This is a genomic window from Pontibacter mucosus (genome assembly GCF_003054055.1).
In the GTDB taxonomy this organism is placed as follows: domain Bacteria; phylum Bacteroidota; class Bacteroidia; order Cytophagales; family Hymenobacteraceae; genus Pontibacter; species Pontibacter mucosus.
Genome location: NZ_QBKI01000003.1, coordinates 414,012 through 431,729 on the forward strand (window position 1 = coordinate 414,012; position 17,718 = coordinate 431,729).

Here is a 17,718-nt window from a genome sequence, read left to right on the forward strand (position 1 = left end):
AAGGAAATGAGAAAACATCTATTCAAAGCCTCTGTCCTACTGCTTGCCGGTAGTTTATCGCTTTCGTCGTGCGTGGTTTCCAAGAAGAAATATGACGACCTGATGGCCCGTAAAAATGCACTCGAGGTGGATAAGGCTGGTCTGCAAAAAGAAAAATCATCGCTGGAGAAAGATAAATCGAGCCTGGAGGCAGCTAAGGCAAGCCTGGAGGAAGAGCGCGCCAAGCTGGAGCAGGAAAAACGAGAGTATGAGGCAAGCCTGGCCAAAGCCCTGAAAGAGGGAAAATCGCTGAGCGAGACCCTGAACATGAGCAAATCGCAGGTGGAGCGCCTGAACGCTGACCTGAAAGCTCGTGAGGCAAGGCTGGCCGAGCTGCAGCGCATCCTGGATGAGAAAGACGCCGCCGTGGCCAACTTGCGCAACCGCGTGAGCAATGCCCTGCTTGGCTTCAACGATAAAGACCTGACCGTAGAGGTACGCAACGGCAAAGTATACGTGTCGCTGGCAGAGCAGCTGCTGTTTAACTCCGGCTCTACCAAAGTAGACCCGAAAGGTGTGGATGCCCTGCGCAAGCTGGCTGCCGTGCTGAAAGAGCAGCAGGATGTGAACGTGGTGGTGGAAGGACATACCGATGACGTGCCGATAGCCAGAGGTACGGTGGGCATGCAGGACAACTGGGACCTGAGCGTGCTGCGCGCCACGGAGATTACCCGCATCCTGGCCAATGCCGGTGTGGACCCAACCCGCGTAACACCATCAGGCCGCTCGAAATATGTGCCATTGGATGAGGCCAAGACCAAAGAAGCCCGCCAGAAAAACCGCCGTACCGAGATCATTCTGACGCCGAAGCTCGACGAGCTGTTCCAGATACTGGAGACAACCTAAGCAGTTATATACTTAAGTATAAAAAGTACAGCCAGCCCCTTTGCAAAGAGGCTGGCTGTTTTACTTTTACATTTCTTTGTATTATGTTGCGCGGCACAGGCAAGCACAGATTCGTGAACGCTTATAGTAGATCATTATAGATGGTTACCCGTAGCTAAACGATACCATTTTAAGCACGCTCTATCAGGCAAACTCTATACACCCTATTACGGATGCACGGATTGACAACAGACCTCATGCACGGGTCAATTTTCATCTTTTTGAAGCGCTACATCGAGAACAGGCAGAATTACAGCACCTGGATTAAGATACTGGAAAGCGAGGGCATCGACCGTGTGCACGAGCCCTACCAGCTAAACGAGGTATACCCTGTGGCAGAGCTTTTCACCATTATGGAGGCGGGCGCCAGGGTGGAGGGCATATCCTATCCGGAGTTTCAGCAAAGCTTTGGCGAGTTCCTGGTCCCCGACCTGCTGCTGGTCTTCAAGAGGTTTGTGAACCCTGCCTGGAAAACCTATGACATGCTACTGCACATTGGGTCTCACATGCATGGAAGTATAAAGCAGGAGAATACAAAAACTAACCCGCCACCGCTTCATGTCACCAAGGTAGGCAAGAACATGCTCATCATCGACTATCATTCGAAGCGAAAAATGGCAGGCTTTGCCATTGGCATTGTGAAAGGGCTAGCCCGGTATTTTCAGGAAACGGATAAGGTAAACGTGATGCCTACCACCGACATGCATAGCGATCGCGTGCAGATAAGGGTGGAGTTTACCTAAACTAAAAAGTTAAAGTATAGCCTAGGCCACACCACCCCCCGCCCCGGAAAGGCCTGTTTTTGGCAGCACCCGGTGCAGCAGCGGCAGCAGCATAAAGTATAGCGCCACCCCTGTCGGCACCGAAAGGATAGCCCATGCCGCAATACCGGCTAGGTTCGCTATCCAGAGGCTGTTGATGGCATCCAGCCAGTCCGCTTTAAACATGGCCCGCATCTCGGCCAGCGTCAGGCGCAGCTCGCCCAAGCCAAAAAAGGAAATGCCCAGCCGGATAAACGGAATGGCCAGCAGCAGCTGCAGGGGCTGCACCAGGTAGCTCACCAATACCGTCGCTGCAATGTTCAGGCGGAAACGCGCCGCCACAGCCGTGCTCAGCAGCGTGGTAACCCCAATGGCCGGGATGATGCCGATAACGCTGCCCACCGCCACGGTAGCGGCCAGCGTGCGCGGGGTCATCCCCTGCCGAAGCAGGTTCGATACCGGCATCACGAGCCTCCGTTTCAGAAAGGTGGATATGACTTGCAATACAGCCATTGGTAGAACAGCAGTTAACGTTTATCTATAAGAAAATGAGTGGTAATGATGATTGCGGAAAGCTCCCTCAGGAAGATCTTCTGCTGGTGCTCTTTATACGCATCCGACTACAAAAGTAACCTGCTGATCTGCCTTTTGTTTTAAGTTTTGCTTAAGTATAAATACTTATTCCCATCCCTCCTGAAACCGCTGTCCCGCCCGGGGAATCAACATTAAAAATATTTAATAGAGTGGATTAAACCAGTCGGCAATATCGGTGTCTAAACCTGCAAGACTTACTCTATAACATTCACACCATTTCATGAAGAGGCTTTTTACCACCTTGTTAATGCTTGTAGCCGTACTGCAGGCATTTGCTCAGGCAACCACAGTAACGGGCGTCGTGCAGAGCAACAGTGACAAAACCCCATTGCCTGGTGCCAATGTCGTACTTACCCGCACCTCCGATGCCGCTAAATCCGTAACCGCCACCGATGGCGAAGGACGCTTCCGGTTCGACCGCGTGGCCCAGGGGCAGTACACACTGGAAATTAATTACATCGGCTTTGAAAACTTTACAAGAAACTTTCAAGTGGCCGGCAACCCGGTAAACCTGGGCCAGCTCATGCTGCGCGACGCGGCCACCGGCCTGCAGGAAGTGCAGATCATCGGCCGGGCACCGCTGGGCGAGCAGAAAGGCGATACGGCCCAGTTTAACGCCAAAGCCTTTAAAACAGCTCCCGACGCCAGCGCTGAGGAGCTGGTAACGAAAATGCCGGGCGTAACCGTTGAGAATGGCCGCGTACAGGCGCAGGGCGAGGACGTGCAGCAGGTAATGATCGACGGGAAGCGCTACGTGGGCGAAGATGTGAACTCTGCTATCCGCAACCTTTCGGCTGACATGGTGGAGAGCGTGCAGGTGTTCGACGCGCAAAGCGACCGCGCCGCCTTTAGCGGGTTTGACGATGGCAACCGCGTGAAGACCCTGAACTTTGTGACCCGAAAAGACAAGCGCGAGGGCTACATGGGCAAGGCGTCGGCCGGCTACGGCACTGACGAGCGCTACATGCTGGGCGCCGTTGTAAACTACTTTAACGGCGACAGACGCCTGACTGTAACCGGGCTCACGAATAATATCAACATGTTCGATTTCTCTATCGGGGAAACTCCGGGTGGTGGCATGCGTGGCCGGAGAGGCTGGGGCGGCGGCTCCCCGAACGGCGTGATCAACACGAACACGCTTGGCCTGAACTACAATGACGTTTGGGGCAAAAGGATTCAGGTGAGCGGTAACTACAATTACTCTAACCGCGACGTGATCAACAACCAGTACCGCTTCCGCGATTTTGTGAACAGCGATACCACTTACACCGAGAACAGCCTGAACCAGGAGCTGACCGATGCGCACCGCTTTAACTTCAGGTTACAGTATAACATCAACGAGAATAACCGCCTGTTGGTAAGGCCAAGCCTGACGGTGCAGCGAAACGAGTCGCTGACGGGACGTAACGCCAGCAACATCCTTAATGCTGAGACTCTGACTAACTCCCTGAACTCGGACAACTCCGAGACCAACAGCATTAACTTTGGCAACAACATCCTGTACTCCCATCGCTTCGGCAACTCAGGCAGAATCCTGACCGCTGAATTTGACACGCGTTATAATACTTCCAACGGAAAAGGCTACCAACTGGAGAACACCTCTAACTTCCTCAACCCGGAGCGCGACGTAACGCGCAACCAGTTTATCGACTCCGAGCGCAACAACTTCTCCTGGTCGGGTAACCTGGATTACTCGCAGCGCCTGGGTGAGAACTCGCGCCTGCAGCTGGAGTACAACATCAGCAACCGCACCAACGACTCCGACCGCAGAACCTTTGACATGGTGGAAGGCGAGGGCTACAACAGCTTTAATATGCCGCTGAGCAACACCTTCACCAGCGACTACATCGCGCAGCGCTTTGGGCCGAGCTACCAGTACAGAACTGATAAGGCCAGCTTCCAGCTGAACGCCCGCTACCAGCTGGCCACCCTGCGCGGGGAAAGCGAGTTCCCGCAGCAGCAGCCCCTGAAGCGCGACTTCAACAACGTGCTTCCGTCGGCCGAGTATGAGTACAAGTTCTCGCAGTCGAAAAACATCCGCGTTAACTTCAGCACCTCTACCCGCGAGCCATCGGTGGAGCAGCTGCAGAACGTGCTCAACATCTCTAACCCGCTACAGCCGCGCATAGGTAACCCAGCGTTGGAGCAGGAGTATGAGAACAGGCTGTTTATGCGCTTCCGTACGTTTAATGCGGAGACGAACCGGGTATTCTTCATGGGCCTGTTTGGTACCATGACGCAGGATTACATCACCAACAGCATTTATACCCGCGACGTACCGTTTGATTTGCCGGAGGATTATTCTTACCGTCCTGGTGCCCGTTTCTCCCGCCCGGAGAACCTGGACGGCTACTGGAGCGTGCGGTCGTTCTTTAACTACGGCCAGCCGGTAAACTTCATCAGCTCCAACTTTAACCTGAACGGCTCGGTGGGCTACTCCAGAACACCGGGTAGGATCGACGAGGAGCTGAACTACGCCAACAACACCAACTTCCGTTTGGGTGTGAACCTAAGCAGCAACATCAGCGAGAAGGTTGACTTCAACATTTCGACCACGGGTAGCTACAACATGGTGGACAACACGCTGCGCACCACCCAGAACAACGATTTTTACACCCACAGCACCAACCTGCGTCTGAACACGATTTTCTGGAAAGGCCTGGTATACCGCACCGAGCTGAACCACCAGTACAACGGCGGCCTTTCTGCCGGGGTAGACAAAAGCTATGTGCTATGGAACATGAGCCTGGGCAAAAAGATTTTCAAGAACCAGCAGGGCGAGGTTAGCCTGAGCGTAAACGATTTGCTGAAGCAGAACGTGAGCATCCAGCGTAACATAGCCGCCGACTATATTGAGGACGTGCAGTCCACGGTGCTGCAGCGCTACTTTATGGTGACCTTTACCTACAACCTACGCAAGTTCATCAGCGGCAGCGCACCAGAGATGAATGAAGGGCGTGGCGGTAACTGGGGTGGCAGACCTGGCGGACGTTAATCCGCAACAAGCACTTGTAGTTTAGTTAGGAAAGCCCGGGCCAGTTAGTCCGGGCTTTTTGTTTGCCCACGGATTTTCCCGAGCCGGCAAGTATAAATTAAAATTTAATTATAGCTTTAGCCTGTAAAAGTATAAACCGTCAACACACGCCATGCCTCCTCAGGAATCCTTTTTCCGGTTCGATTGGTTTGCAGCCATCCTGCTGGTGGGTGTGGTGCAGGGCTTTTTCCTGAGCCTGCTGTTTCTGGCCAGGCGGCCGCACCGACAGCCGTACCACCATTTGCTGCTGGCCGCGCTGGCCTTCACATTCGGGGCGCTGGTGCTGGAGGTCTTTCTTTGCTACAGCGGCCTGATGTTCCGGGTGCTGCCCCTGGTGGATTTCTCTGAGCCGGCTAACTTTGCCATCGGCCCCCTCACCTACCTGCTTTTCCGCAGCCTGAACGGCAACAACTGGACGCGCCGGCAATGGCTGCATTTTATACCTTTCGGGCTATACTTACTCTACCACGTGCTGTTTTACATACAGCCGGAGGCGGTCAAGTATAACGCCTACATCAGTGCTTATTTTCCGGATTGGGAGTATCTGCCGGTGACCATCACACTCGATTGGGACCCGCTGCTGCTGACCAGGTATGTCAATGAGCTCACCATACTGCACGTCATTATCTACATCGGGCTTTGCTTCCGGCTTCTCAGAAAGCAGCGTCCAACTGACGATGCGCCGAATCCATACTTTTACACGTGGGCCAAATTTCTGCTCTACTTTTTCGTGGCCTCCCTGCTCATGATACTTTTCGTGAAGCTAACCTACGAACGCGATCTGGGCGACCACCTGCTGGCCGTTTTCCTGGTGCTGCAGCTTTTCTTTGCCAGCTTCAAAATCATTACCGACTCGGCTTTCTTTCAGCCGGTGGTGCAGGTAAAGTATGAGAAGTCGGCTTTGAGCGAGGAGGCAAAGCTGGATTTGCTCCAGAAATTGAAAGCGGCCGAGCAGGAGAAGTTCTACACCCAACCATCGGCCTCGCTGCCGAGCCTGGCCAAACAACTGCGCACCTCGCCGCATTATCTCTCCCAGAGCCTGAACGAGCGGCTGGGCAAGAGCTTTTTTGAATATTTGGCCGAGCTTCGCATCCAGGAGGCCAAAGCCATACTCTCTGACCCGGCCCAACAGCACCTGAAGGTGGAAGAGGTAGCCGAGCAAGTGGGCTACCTGTCCAAGTCGGCTTTTAGCGCCGCCTTTAAAAAGCTGACCGGGCAGACGCCGGGCGAGTACCGGAAAAAGGCCATTTTGAGCTAACTGGAGTACTTCCCTATAAAGTAGCACCTCGCACTTACCGGCAGATTCTTCTACTTGCGGCCTCCATTGCTAGGTTTGTCCCAAAACCTACTGCTATGGAAAAATCAGAAAAAATCAGACGTTACGAGTTCGACTGGCTGCGGGTGCTGGCCTTTTCGCTGCTCATCTTTTACCACACCGGCATGTTCTTCGTGAGCTGGGAGTGGCATGTCAAGAACCCAGAAATAAGTGAGGCACTGGAGCGGCCGATGCTGTTTATGAACCAGTGGCGCATGTCGCTTATCTTCCTGGTTTCGGGGGTGGGCGTATACTTTGCGATGGGCTACCGCAGCGCCGGCACCTTTGCCAAGGACAGGCTGAAGCGGATTTTCGTGCCGCTGCTGGTGGGCATGCTGCTTATCGTGCCGCCGCAAGTATACTTCGAGCGCGTGGTGCAGGGCACAGCCACCGATTACCTGAGCTTCTACCCTTCCATCTTTGCGCTGGAGCCTTACCCGGAAGGCAACTTTAGCTGGCACCACCTGTGGTACCTGGCCTACATTTTCTGCTACAGCCTCTTACTGTTACCCCTGCTCATGTACCTGCGCCGCACAAGTATAAACGGGGAAAGTATAAAAGGCTGGATGCTGCTGGCCCTGCCGGCCATTTGGCTAAGTATAGGCGGTATCCTTTTAAATCAGCGCTTCCCGGCTACCAACGCCCTCATCGATGACTGGGCCAATCACTTCCTTTATATCTCGGTTTTTCTGATTGGCTTTATGCTGATGAAGCTGCCGCAGCTGCAAGACAAGGTAAGGCGGCTGCGCTGGTATAGCTTAAGTATAGCCATCACCACCGTTACCATACTTTATACTTTCTATTGGTTTAAGAATGTCGATTTAAATGGCGCAGCGCTGGATGTATACTACCTCATCCGGCAGAGCAACCGCTGGTTCTGGCTCATGGCCATACTTGGTTTTGCCATGCAGCACCTCAACCGCAAAAGCAAGTACCTGGCCCAGGCCAACGAGATGGTGTACCCCTTCTATATCCTGCACCAGACCGTCATCGTGGCGCTGGCGTTTTACCTGATGCAGGTAGATTGGAGCATCGGCGCAAAATTCACCTTCATCAGCCTGAGCACCTTCATACTTTGCTTTTTACTGGTGCGCTACGTCATTATGCCCCTCAATTGGCTCAGGGTTCCGTTTGGGCTGAAACCTGTGCAAAAGCGCAGCGTTGCGGCAACCAAAGTGACGGCCAGGGAGATAAAGGTGGCTTCGTGAGCAAAGCTGAGTTAGCGCAACCGCACCTTTCGCAGGCGGAAGGCTTTTTGCCGGGCTGGGATGCTGTAGAGCATGAGCCCGCCCATCACCAGCAGCATGCCCATGTTGGCCAGCGGTCCCGGCCAGGCGATGCCTAAAAGTATAATTTCGCCCACCAGCGTAGCAATAATCTCAATGGATTGAGTGGCCTCCACGGCGGCAAGGGCAGCGGAATTGTGGCGTACCATGTTCATGGCCACAAAAAACAAGACACCGCCAATTACCCCGGAGCTCAGCGCTATGACCAGTGTGCCGGTTATCTGCGACGCTCCGGGCAGGCCCGCCTCGCTGTAACCGTAGAGCATGAGGCAAAGCTGCACCGGCAAGCTGCCAATGGCCATCCCTGCCACGCGCTGCATGGCGTTCAGTTTCTGGCTTTCCTCTTCGGTATGTAGCAGCACCTTGCGGTTTGCCAGTGGCCAAAGCGCCGCTCCTATCAGCACCAGCACCACGCAAATCCAGAGGTCCTGCTGGGTGTAGCTGCCGTTGCGCTGGCTCCATTGCATCAGGGCAATGCCGGCAAGTATAAGCACCGACAGCAGCAGCGCCCGCACCGGGATGCGCCCGCGGGCATCATTGTAAATGAGCGGGGAAAGTAAAATGCCGGCTACAATGGTAAACTGGAACACGCCGGCTACCAGCCAACCGGGGCCAAAGAATGCGGCGGAGGTAAGAAAAATATACACGATTCCGAAAGCCAGGCCGCCCCAGCCCACCCACACCCACAGGTTTTGGCGCATGACATACACGAGAGGCTTTAGCCTGCCTTGGACCATCAGTAGGGGTAGCAAAAGTATAGCCAGAAAGGAGGTTCGCAGGCCTACCGTCCAGGCCCAGTGGCCGCCCTCCGCCGATATGTAGCTGTTGACCGTGTAGGTAGAGCTGAAAAACACACAGGCCAGCGAGCCAATGGCAATCGCTTTTAAATTATTATTCTGGTTCATAGCCGTCATCTCCTGAATTTGCAAATGTACGGCCAGGACCAGCTCAGGTCATGGCATTATCAGCCTCGTCTATGGCACTTTTGGAACCAGCCTGTTGCTGGCGCAGCTGCAGGGGTGTGATGCCGGTCAGGCGGCGGAAGAAGCGCACAAAGTAAGAGGCATCCTCAAAACCCAGCTTATAGGCGATTTCCTTTACCGACAGCGTGCTGAAGTATAGCAGCCGCTTGCTCTCAATCAGCAGCCTGTTGTGCAGCATGTCAGCCACCGTCACACCCAAGGATTGCCTGCAGATGTTGTTTAAGTGCTTAGGTGTAATGCCTATGTGTTCAGCGTAATAAGACACGGGCAGGTGCTCCTGAAAATGCTGTTCCACCAACGTGCTCAGTTGAAAGATGCGCTCGCTGTACCGGGCAGGCGTGAGCTGGGCAATTTGCAAGTGCGCCTCGCGGAGCAGGTACCGGAGCAAGGTATACAGCAGGCGCGAGAGAATGGTATAATCCGGAACTGGCATTTCCAGCTCCTGCTCTAGCAGCTGCACCAGTTGCTCGAATGTTTTCTGTAAATGCGGCGGCAGGTCGAGGTAGGGGTGCTGGTAGGCGGCCCCGAAGAGCACCAGCACCTCATGCGCCGTCAGGCCCGTGGTTTGCAACAGGCTCTCCCGGAAAGCCACAATCTTGCCCTGTTCCTGCCGGGCCACCCGTTGGTGCGCCTGTCCCGGCCCGAGCAGGAACACCCGCCCGGCCAGCATCTCGTAGCGCCTGAAGTCGATCAGGTTATCGCCTCCCCTGGTTTCCTGCACATAAATAAGCTGGTAGGCATTGTGCCGGTGGGGCACAGCCGAAAGCTCGCTGGCAAAATCCTGAAGCGGCAACACGGCCAGCTCCTGCGTTTGCAGCAGTTCCTGTATAGGCAAGGGTTCAGGCTTCGGCTTTTTCATATGAAAGTATAAACCGGCTGCAAGGTAAGTATAAATGCAGCCGGTTTATACTTTGAGGCGGCTGATTTATACTTCGGCCGCTCCTGCTTACAGCCTTCCCTCCTCTTCGCCGGTGCCGGTTCTGCGGTTGCGGGCGGTTTTTACCTTGTTGCTGCCGAATTTGTAGTTAAACGTCAGGTTCAGGCGGCGGCTCTCCCACTGGTTTTGCCAGTACATGTTCACGTTGCTGTACTTCAGGATGGCTCTGGATCGGCTGGTGTCAAAAACATCCCGCAGCTTCAGGCCCAGGCTGGCTTTCCCATCCAGAAAACTTTTCTGAACACCCAGGTCTAGCTGGTAGTTGGCTTTCGCCTGGTACAGGCCCTGCACCGACGGCGACATGTAATAGGCGGATAGCTGCAGTTTATACTCCTTGGGTAGGGTAAAGTTCTCGTCTGCACTAACCGACCAACTGAAACGGGAGATGTTATAAGCCGAACCCTGCAAAGGCGAGGAAACGGTGTTGTAAGACCCTTGCAGTTGCAGCGTATTTGTCCACCACGCAGTTACAGGTAGGGTGCCGCCGCTGCTGGCGCTCAGGTACGTCGCTTTGCTCAGGTTTTCAGGCCTGCTGATGCTCACTTTGGTCTCATCGTTCTGCCGGATTACATCCGTTACAAAGTTATTTGACTCGATATGGCTCAGGCTCAGCAACTGGAAGCTTTTGTAGGTATAGTTAAACTGCAGCGAGTTAGAGAAAGAAGCCTCCAGAAAGGGGTTGCCCTGCATCGCCGTGTAAGGGTCGGCATAGAAGGTGAACGGGTTCAGGCTGCGGTAAGAAGGGCGGCTGATGCGGCGGCTGTAGGAAGCTGAAAACTGGTTATGCTCGTTGGCGCTGTAACTCACAAACACGCTCGGGAAGAACTTCAGGTAATCCAGGTCTAAGGGTTCGCCGGTGGTGGCAGAATAACCCTCTGCCGAGGTTTGCTCAGCCCGCAGCCCGGCTTTCATACTTAGCTTATCACTGAACTTGCGGCTCAGGCTCAGGTAGGCGGCATGGATGGTTTCGGCGTAGGCAAAGCTGTTGGTGCGGCTGGTGTCGTTCACCCATCCCTGCTCCTGCTGCGCCTCAAACCGGATGTCGCTGTCGTTGCTGACGCGGCTGGTCTTTAAACCGGCCTCGGCCTTGTAGCCTTTCCCGAACGGATGCACATAATCCACCTTTAGGGCTTTTATACTTGCCGCTGCCTTGCTATGGCTGCGCAACTGCAAAGGTGCCTGCGTCGCCTCGCCGGAGGCTGCAAAGAAGTGGTTCGTGAACTGCTCATCAGCATAGCTGCTGTAGTTCACAAAGTCGGCATCCATGGACAAACTGCGGCCGGTGCTGTCGATGTCAAATTTATAGTTCAGGTTGAGGCTATAGTGGTCGGTGCTCGATTCCTTGGGGTTGTGCATGCGCATGCTTCCAAAAGCGCTGCCGGTGGCGTCGTAGTTAGTGGAGTTGCTGGTGGTAAGCGTGTTCTCTGGTGAGGCATACCCCTTTGCCATCACGCCCACGGTGTGTTTTTTGCTGATGAAGTAATCGGCGCCTGCCGTGAGGTTATAGCTGTTGGTAACCGGGTGCCAGTAGTTTACCTGGTTGTAGAGGCTGTCGTTGATGTTTCGCTTTAAGGTAAGGCGGTTAAAGGAGTTATAATGACCGGCACTCAAACGGGTATAGAGGCTCACTTTGCCGGTGTTATAGTTCAGGTTCAGGCCTCCCCATACCTTCTCATACTTGCCATAGCCTACGCCCAGGTTCGCAGATCCTTTCATGCCCAGGGTTTCGTCCCGCTTTAGTTTGATGTTGATAATACCGGCCGTTCCGGCGGCATCGAACGAAGCGGGCGGGTTGGCCATCAGCTCTACTTTGCTAACAGCCGAGGCTGGCAGCGACTTCAGATAGTTCTGCAGCTCTGTACCTGACATGTAGGTCATCTTGCCGTTAATCATCACCTGCACGCTGCTGCTTCCCCTGTAGATGATGTTGTCGTCTTTGTCCAGCCTCACGCCCGGCGCATACTTGAGCACCTCCAGTGCGTTGTCACCGGCCGTGTTCAGCTGCTCCACGTTCAGCACCACGCGGTCGGCCTCCTGCTCCAGCAGCGGCTTCTGGCCTTTCACCACCACCTCCTGCAGCGCATTTGCTTTTTCATGCATGGCTATACTTGGCACCTGCACCGGCTGCTGCCCCACCTCAAAGGCCTTACTGGTGGCCGGGGCAAAACCCACCAGCAGGGCCTTTATCGTATAGGAGCCCGGCTTTACCTGCGCAAAAGTATAAGCCCCTGCTTCATCCGTCATCTCCGAGGCCACAACCGCTGAATCGGGCAGCTGCAGCAATACCACCGACACATAGTCCAGCGGCTTTTGCGTGACAGCATCGGTTACGGCTCCTGTTACGGTTGCGGCAGACTGTGCCCAGGCAGATACCACACAAAAGCAAAAAGCTATTGTTAGTACTATACCTCTGAGCGTCTTTTGTCCTTTGTCTTTTGTCGCCGTAGTAGATGTGTATTTCATGGCTCGGATTTTTTGTTTGTAGATGATGAGCCAAAGGTGCAGCACAGCTGTAAGTATATAAATTATACTATCCGAACAGGCTGGAATATTATCCGAAGCCTGGGCAACCGCTTTACCCTGGTTAATCCCCACTAGCCGGGGGGTTAGATAATAAAACTCAGGGGTCGGGATAAAAAAAGTGCAGGAGGTTTAACTTATTTCTAGCTTTAGAACATGAATGCACTACAAAAAAAGATAGGGCTGCACCTGCTTGGCTGGACGCTTTACATTGGGTATAGTATCCTGGGCTACTTTCTCTACACCTGGCGGATTGAAGTACTGCTACTGTCGCTTTCGCAGTGCGTGCTGCACATCGTGCAGGTATATGTCTGCTACCTGCTGGTTTTCCCGCTTTGGCTGCGGTACCGCCACTGGCTGGTGCTGCTTAGTGGTATACTTGGGACCATGGTGCTCTACATCATACTTCGCTACCTGCTAGAGCAAAAACTTTTCCTGGCGCTGTTTGGGTTCAGCAACTACTCCGAAGGCACCGCGCTCAGCTACTTCTTCTTCGACAATATTTACTGGGCGCTTCCAGGTATTTTTATTGGTGCTGTAGTATGGGCATTTGAGGCCACAATACAAAAGGAGCGCGAGAACCGCAGCCTGAAACAGGAAAAAGTACAGGCAGAGCTGGCCTTCCTGAAAACGCAGATAAACCCGCACTTCCTCTACAACACCTTAAACTATTTATACTCCTTGGCTTATCCTGTTTCCGATAAGCTGGCTGATGCCATTATCAGGCTATCCGACCTGATGCGCTACATGCTGCACGAGAGCAAGGACGGCAAGGTAGAGCTACAGAAGGAAGTGGATTACCTGCACAATTACCTCGAGATTTACCGCCTGCGCTTTGAGGATAATTTCTTTGTGAACTTCAACATCCAGGGCCATGTAAATGGACAGCGGGTACCGTCACTGGTGCTTATACCTTTTGTGGAGAATGCGCTGAAGCATGGGGTGGTGGATGATGCCTCGGCCCCGGTTACCATAAATTTGCAGCTCGAAAACGACAGTTTATACTTTGACGTGAGCAACCGCATCAACAAAAACCAGAAGGACCAAACCACCGGTATTGGCCTGCCCAACATCCGCCGAAGGCTGGAGCTGATTTACCCCGGCAAGTATAACCTGGACGTGCAGGAGGACGGGCAGCATTTTAAAACTATGCTCAAGCTGCAGGAAATCTGAATCAGGATTTACAGGATTTGAGGATAAACAGGATGCCGCAATATTCTGCCATACATATAGTGTATGTTAATCTCAACTAAAGTATATTAATCCCTGACTTAGGCAGCACTCCCAAACTCTCTAACTCCAAAACTCTCTAACTTAACATGATCCGCTGCATTGCCGTTGACGACGAAGCCTACGCTGCCAATATCATTGCTGATTATATCAGCAAAATCCCTTTTCTGGAGCTGGTGGGCAAAACCACAAGCCCGATAGAGGCCATCAACTGGGTGCAGGAAGGCAAGGTGGACCTGGTTTTTCTGGATATACAGATGCCGGAGCTGACGGGGATACAGTTTCTGAAAATCTGTGGCAGCAGGTGCAAAGTCATTCTGACCACCGCCTATCCGGAGTATGCCCTGGAAGGCTATGAGCACGACGTGATCGATTACCTGCTCAAGCCCATCCCCTTCGACCGGTTTTACAGGGCGGTTACAAAAGCGCAAAATATACTAAAGGCACCCAAGCAGCCTGAGCAAACCGCACTACCACCGCAGGAAAACATACCAGCCGCTACGGCACCCACGCCCGATTACATGTTTGTAAAGGGGGAGAGCAAAAACAAGTTCCTAAAGGTTGCCTACAGCGACATCCTGTATGTGGAAGGCCTCAAGAACTATGTATCGCTGTACCTGCCGGGGCAGCGGCTGGTAACCTACCAGTCCTTAACCGATTTGGCGGAGCAGCTGCCGCAGCCGCCTTTCTACCGCGTGCACCGCTCGTACATTATTTCTATTGACAAGGTAAGTATGGTGGATGGCAACACCGTGTACATTGCCGATAAGGAGATCCCGGTTGGGGAAACGTACCGCGACGGCTTTTTTAGCATGATCCGGGAAAAGAGCAGGCTGTAACTTAACTCCGCATGTTAAACACCCGCTTTATCTTGTCGAAGGTAAGGGCGTGTTCTTCTGTTCCCTCGGTGCCCAGCATATACGACCAGGCTTCTAACCGGGGCGTATAATCGCAGTATACTTTAAACATGCCCAGGTACGGGACAGCCAGAAACATGCCCGGCAAACCCCAGATCATCCCGCCTACAATAATGATGAGAATCGTAAACATCGGGTTGATGTTCACCTTGCTGCCCGTAATATTCGGCGTCAGGATGTTGTTTTCGGTAAACTGAATCACCAGGAAAAACAGCACTACCATCAGGGCCTTGTTCGGATCTCCCTGTACCAGCAACGTATAAAGCAGTGGCACAGCGCCTCCTATCAGGGTTCCAAAGTATGGAATGAAGTTGATGAAGGCCGAGATGATGCCCAGCAACAAGGCATACTCCACCCCAATCAGGTATAGCCCGGCTGTGTTGAGCACGCAAAGTATAAGTATAACGATGACTACTCCGGCCATGTAATGCTTCGTGACATGGGAGATTTGGTCAATTACTTGCCTGGCCCTGGCATGCTGGACATCCGGCAGCTGGCGGTACACAAAGCTTTCGAACTTGTTGCGGTAGTACAGCGCCAGGAAGATGTAGACCGGCATCAACCCAAACTTGGCTATCGTGCCCGTGGTGGCCATCAGGATCTCGCGCAGAAAATTACCGCTGAGCTCCAGGGCGCTGCTCACCTGTGTCTGCAGCCAGTGCTCGTCGTCGGGGTCGCTTTCGCCAAAACGCCTGTCTATACTTTGCTGCAGCCTGTCCAGGTTTTTCATCGCCTCCTCCTGCAGACTAGGGAAGTCTCCCAGAAAGCCGATAAGCTGCCGGTACAGCAGTACCAGGGCCCCGATAAAAATAGCCATCGCTGCGATAACTGTGATAAAGTTGGCCAGAATGCGCGGCAGCCCTCTTTCCTCCAGCCACTTCTCTACCGGGTATAAGAGGTACGCGAAAAGTATGGCCATGAAAATCGGGTACAGGAACTCCCTGGCTACTATCAGCACGTAGAGGAATAGTATGCCGAAAAGTAGCACGAACGTATAGTACCGCAATTTAACACCTGGTTCTCTTGTCATACCCCCTCATACTCTGTTTAGGGTTGTTTTTGTTCTGTTAAGGGAGATTTTAGATGTTCGAAACATAATAGAGCTGCGTAGCTGTAATTGCCGTACCTTTGCCCTTCCCGTAAAAAAACACCATGGTGACTTTTGAGCAACTGAAACTGAATGCGGCACTCCTGAAGAGCCTGGATGCCCTGAATTATACTTTGCCCACTCCGGTGCAGGCACAAGCCATACCCTTGCTATTACAGGGGCATGATGTGGCCGCGCAGGCCGAGACGGGCAGCGGAAAAACGGCGGCCTTCGGGTTGCCGCTGCTGCAAAGTATAAACCCCGGGCTACAGCAGGTGCAGGCGTTGGTGGTGGTGCCCACCCGCGAGCTGGCCGTGCAGGTACGGCAGGAGCTCAAGCAGTATGCCCGATTTATCCCAAACCTTAAAATCACGGCCTTTTACGGGGGGCACTCTTTCCGTCTGGAGGAGGATTCGCTGGCGCACCCGCCGCAAGTCTTGGTAGGTACCCCCGGCCGCCTCACCGACCATCTCAGCCGCAGAACCTTAGATTTAACTAACGTGGCGCAAGTGGTGCTGGATGAGGCGGATAAATTGTTGGAAATGGGGTTTGAGGAGGAGCTGGATGATCTTCTAAGAGCCATTCCACGAAAGCGCCAGACGATACTTTTCTCGGCCACTATGGAGGAAGACGTAAAGGAACTCATCGCCAACTCCCTGCAGGACCCCAGATTTGTGCAGGCTTCCGCTACTGCCGTACCAGACCGCATTGTATACTATGGCCTGAAGGTGCAGGACGAGCAAAAACCACAGGCCCTGGTACGGCTGCTGCAAAGTATAAACCCGGCCGGCACGGTGGTTTTCGTAAATGCACGCCTTACTACCACGGAGGTGGCGCAGCACCTGCAGGAGCATGGCTTCCAGGCGCGCGCCCTGCACGGCAAGCTGGAGCAAAGCGAGCGCGATAAAACCATGACGCTGTTCCGCAACGGAACGGCTTCTATACTTGTCGCCACCGATCTGGCCGCGCGAGGCCTGGACATGGACGTGGTGCAGCAGATTATCCATTACGAACTGCCCCAACACCAGGACGCCTACCAGCACCGCAGTGGTCGCACGGGCCGGGCCGGTAAGTCGGGCACAGTTTATACATTGCTTAGCTCCCGCGAAACGCAGAAACTGGAGCAGTGGCCGGACGTGCAGGTAAACGAGTGGCTGGATTTGACAGAGCTTGCCGCCGATACTTCTGTGCCTATGGAGGCCCCAGCCCTCACGACGCTGCACATCAGCGGCGGCCGCAAAGACAAGCTCAGTCCCCGCGACATTGTGGGTGCTCTGATTGCAGAGGTCGGTTTGAAGGCCTCTGAGATCGGCAAGATAGAAATTCAGGACCGTCATAGCTTTGTAGCCATTCCCGAAGAGGCTGCCAGTGCTGCCGTGCGTAAACTCAGCGCCGCCAGGATTAAGGGCAAACGGTATAAGGTGAGTTTTGTGCGGTAGAGGAGTGTTTTATAGGTTGACTTTACTGCTTGCTGGCGCGAGTTTGCAACTCGTGCCAACTTTCCGCTGTTCCGGACATCCTTGTCCGGAACCACTCTGCTGCGGACTTCCAAGTCCGCGTAAATCATACTTTTATACTTGCCCACCGCTGGCGCAAGTCTTCAGACTTGTGTCCTATTATGGTGTCAAGTTTGTAACTTGACTGGCTTGAAAAGCCATACTTATACTTTGGCTATACTTCATGATTCCTTGGCGCAAGCGTCCGCTTGTGCTTTTTATACCTCCGTAGCCACTTCTTCCCGTAGTTGGACACAAGCTATCCTTGCTAGCCACAGCTCATCCTCTAGTTCCCACAAACCAATCGTTTTATCTCCTGCTTTGGGGCTCTCAAGCCCGAGAGGGCTCGCCTTCGGGCATCGCGCGGTGTACATTTCCTGCCCTCGTGCCTCGGGCTGCCCTTGGCGGGCACCGGAAATCTACAAGGCGCTCAACCCAAAGGCTGTGAAGCATTCGATAGCATCTGCCTTGGCTATGCAACAGCACTAACTGTCCCCTTGAGGGGACCACAGGGGTGTAATCGTTAGTCGAAAAGCTCCCCTCCTTAGACAAGGAGGGGCAGGGGTGGTTGGACCCGGCGTCATTACCTCCACTCGTCAAATTAAACTTATTTGTACTATCACAACCCTCCTCA

13 protein-coding genes are annotated in these 17,718 nt (G+C 53.6%); 8 read left to right on the top strand and 5 right to left on the bottom strand.

Annotated features, from left to right (window positions below; translation table 11 throughout):
- Positions 1-6 precede the first annotated feature (6 nt).
- Positions 7-885: an OmpA/MotB family protein gene (locus C8N40_RS08130; RefSeq protein WP_108211276.1), complete on the top strand. Its 879-nt coding sequence runs from the start codon at positions 7-9 to the stop codon at positions 883-885.
- Positions 886-1,097: 212 nt separating this feature from the next.
- Positions 1,098-1,667 carry a heme NO-binding domain-containing protein gene (locus tag C8N40_RS08135; RefSeq protein ID WP_108211277.1) on the top strand — a complete coding sequence of 190 codons (570 nt, stop codon included), beginning with the start codon at positions 1,098-1,100 and terminating at the stop codon, positions 1,665-1,667.
- A 21-nt stretch (positions 1,668-1,688) separates the two neighbouring features.
- Here C8N40_RS08135 and C8N40_RS08140 read toward each other — a convergent pair whose 3' ends face one another.
- Positions 1,689-2,198, bottom strand: a complete 510-nt coding sequence (locus C8N40_RS08140; protein WP_108211278.1) for a DUF2062 domain-containing protein — start codon at positions 2,196-2,198, stop codon at positions 1,689-1,691.
- A 328-nt stretch (positions 2,199-2,526) separates the two neighbouring features.
- Between C8N40_RS08140 and C8N40_RS08145 the strand changes: the two genes are divergently transcribed.
- From C8N40_RS08145 to C8N40_RS08155, 3 genes are all read left to right on the top strand, one after another.
- Complete coding sequence (locus C8N40_RS08145; RefSeq protein ID WP_245905044.1) at positions 2,527-5,274, top strand: TonB-dependent receptor; 2,748 nt, start codon at positions 2,527-2,529, stop codon at positions 5,272-5,274.
- Positions 5,275-5,425: 151 nt separating this feature from the next.
- Positions 5,426-6,571, top strand: coding sequence for a helix-turn-helix transcriptional regulator (locus C8N40_RS08150; RefSeq protein ID WP_108211280.1), 1,146 nt, complete (start codon positions 5,426-5,428; stop codon positions 6,569-6,571).
- Positions 6,572-6,666: 95 nt separating this feature from the next.
- Complete coding sequence (locus tag C8N40_RS08155; protein WP_108211281.1) at positions 6,667-7,836, top strand: acyltransferase family protein; 1,170 nt, start codon at positions 6,667-6,669, stop codon at positions 7,834-7,836.
- An 11-nt stretch (positions 7,837-7,847) separates the two neighbouring features.
- Here the strand turns inward: C8N40_RS08155 and C8N40_RS08160 are convergent, their stop codons facing one another.
- From C8N40_RS08160 to C8N40_RS08170, 3 genes are all read right to left on the bottom strand, one after another.
- A complete protein-coding gene (locus tag C8N40_RS08160; protein WP_170114051.1) occupies positions 7,848-8,819 on the bottom strand; it encodes a DMT family transporter in 972 nt (323 codons plus the stop codon).
- Positions 8,820-8,862: 43 nt separating this feature from the next.
- Positions 8,863-9,756, bottom strand: coding sequence for an AraC family transcriptional regulator (locus tag C8N40_RS08165; protein WP_108211283.1), 894 nt, complete (start codon positions 9,754-9,756; stop codon positions 8,863-8,865).
- Between the two features lie 87 nt (positions 9,757-9,843).
- Positions 9,844-12,210 carry an outer membrane beta-barrel family protein gene (locus tag C8N40_RS08170; protein ID WP_170114052.1) on the bottom strand — a complete coding sequence of 789 codons (2,367 nt, stop codon included), beginning with the start codon at positions 12,208-12,210 and terminating at the stop codon, positions 9,844-9,846.
- A gap of 300 nt (positions 12,211-12,510) precedes the next feature.
- On the opposite strand from C8N40_RS08170, the gene C8N40_RS08175 reads away from it, so the two are divergent.
- Positions 12,511-13,527, top strand: coding sequence for a sensor histidine kinase (locus C8N40_RS08175; RefSeq protein ID WP_108211285.1), 1,017 nt, complete (start codon positions 12,511-12,513; stop codon positions 13,525-13,527).
- A 146-nt stretch (positions 13,528-13,673) separates the two neighbouring features.
- The gene (locus tag C8N40_RS08180; protein ID WP_108211286.1) at positions 13,674-14,423 is read left to right on the top strand and encodes a LytR/AlgR family response regulator transcription factor; all 750 of its coding nucleotides are present in this window, start codon (positions 13,674-13,676) and stop codon (positions 14,421-14,423) included.
- A 1-nt stretch (position 14,424) separates the two neighbouring features.
- Here C8N40_RS08180 and C8N40_RS08185 read toward each other — a convergent pair whose 3' ends face one another.
- Positions 14,425-15,531 (bottom strand): AI-2E family transporter, encoded by a 1,107-nt coding sequence (locus C8N40_RS08185; protein ID WP_108211287.1) that lies wholly within the window; start codon positions 15,529-15,531, stop codon positions 14,425-14,427.
- 122 nt (positions 15,532-15,653) lie between these two features.
- On the opposite strand from C8N40_RS08185, the gene C8N40_RS08190 reads away from it, so the two are divergent.
- Complete coding sequence (locus C8N40_RS08190; RefSeq protein WP_108211288.1) at positions 15,654-17,027, top strand: DEAD/DEAH box helicase; 1,374 nt, start codon at positions 15,654-15,656, stop codon at positions 17,025-17,027.
- The last annotated feature ends 691 nt before the right edge of the window (positions 17,028-17,718 follow it).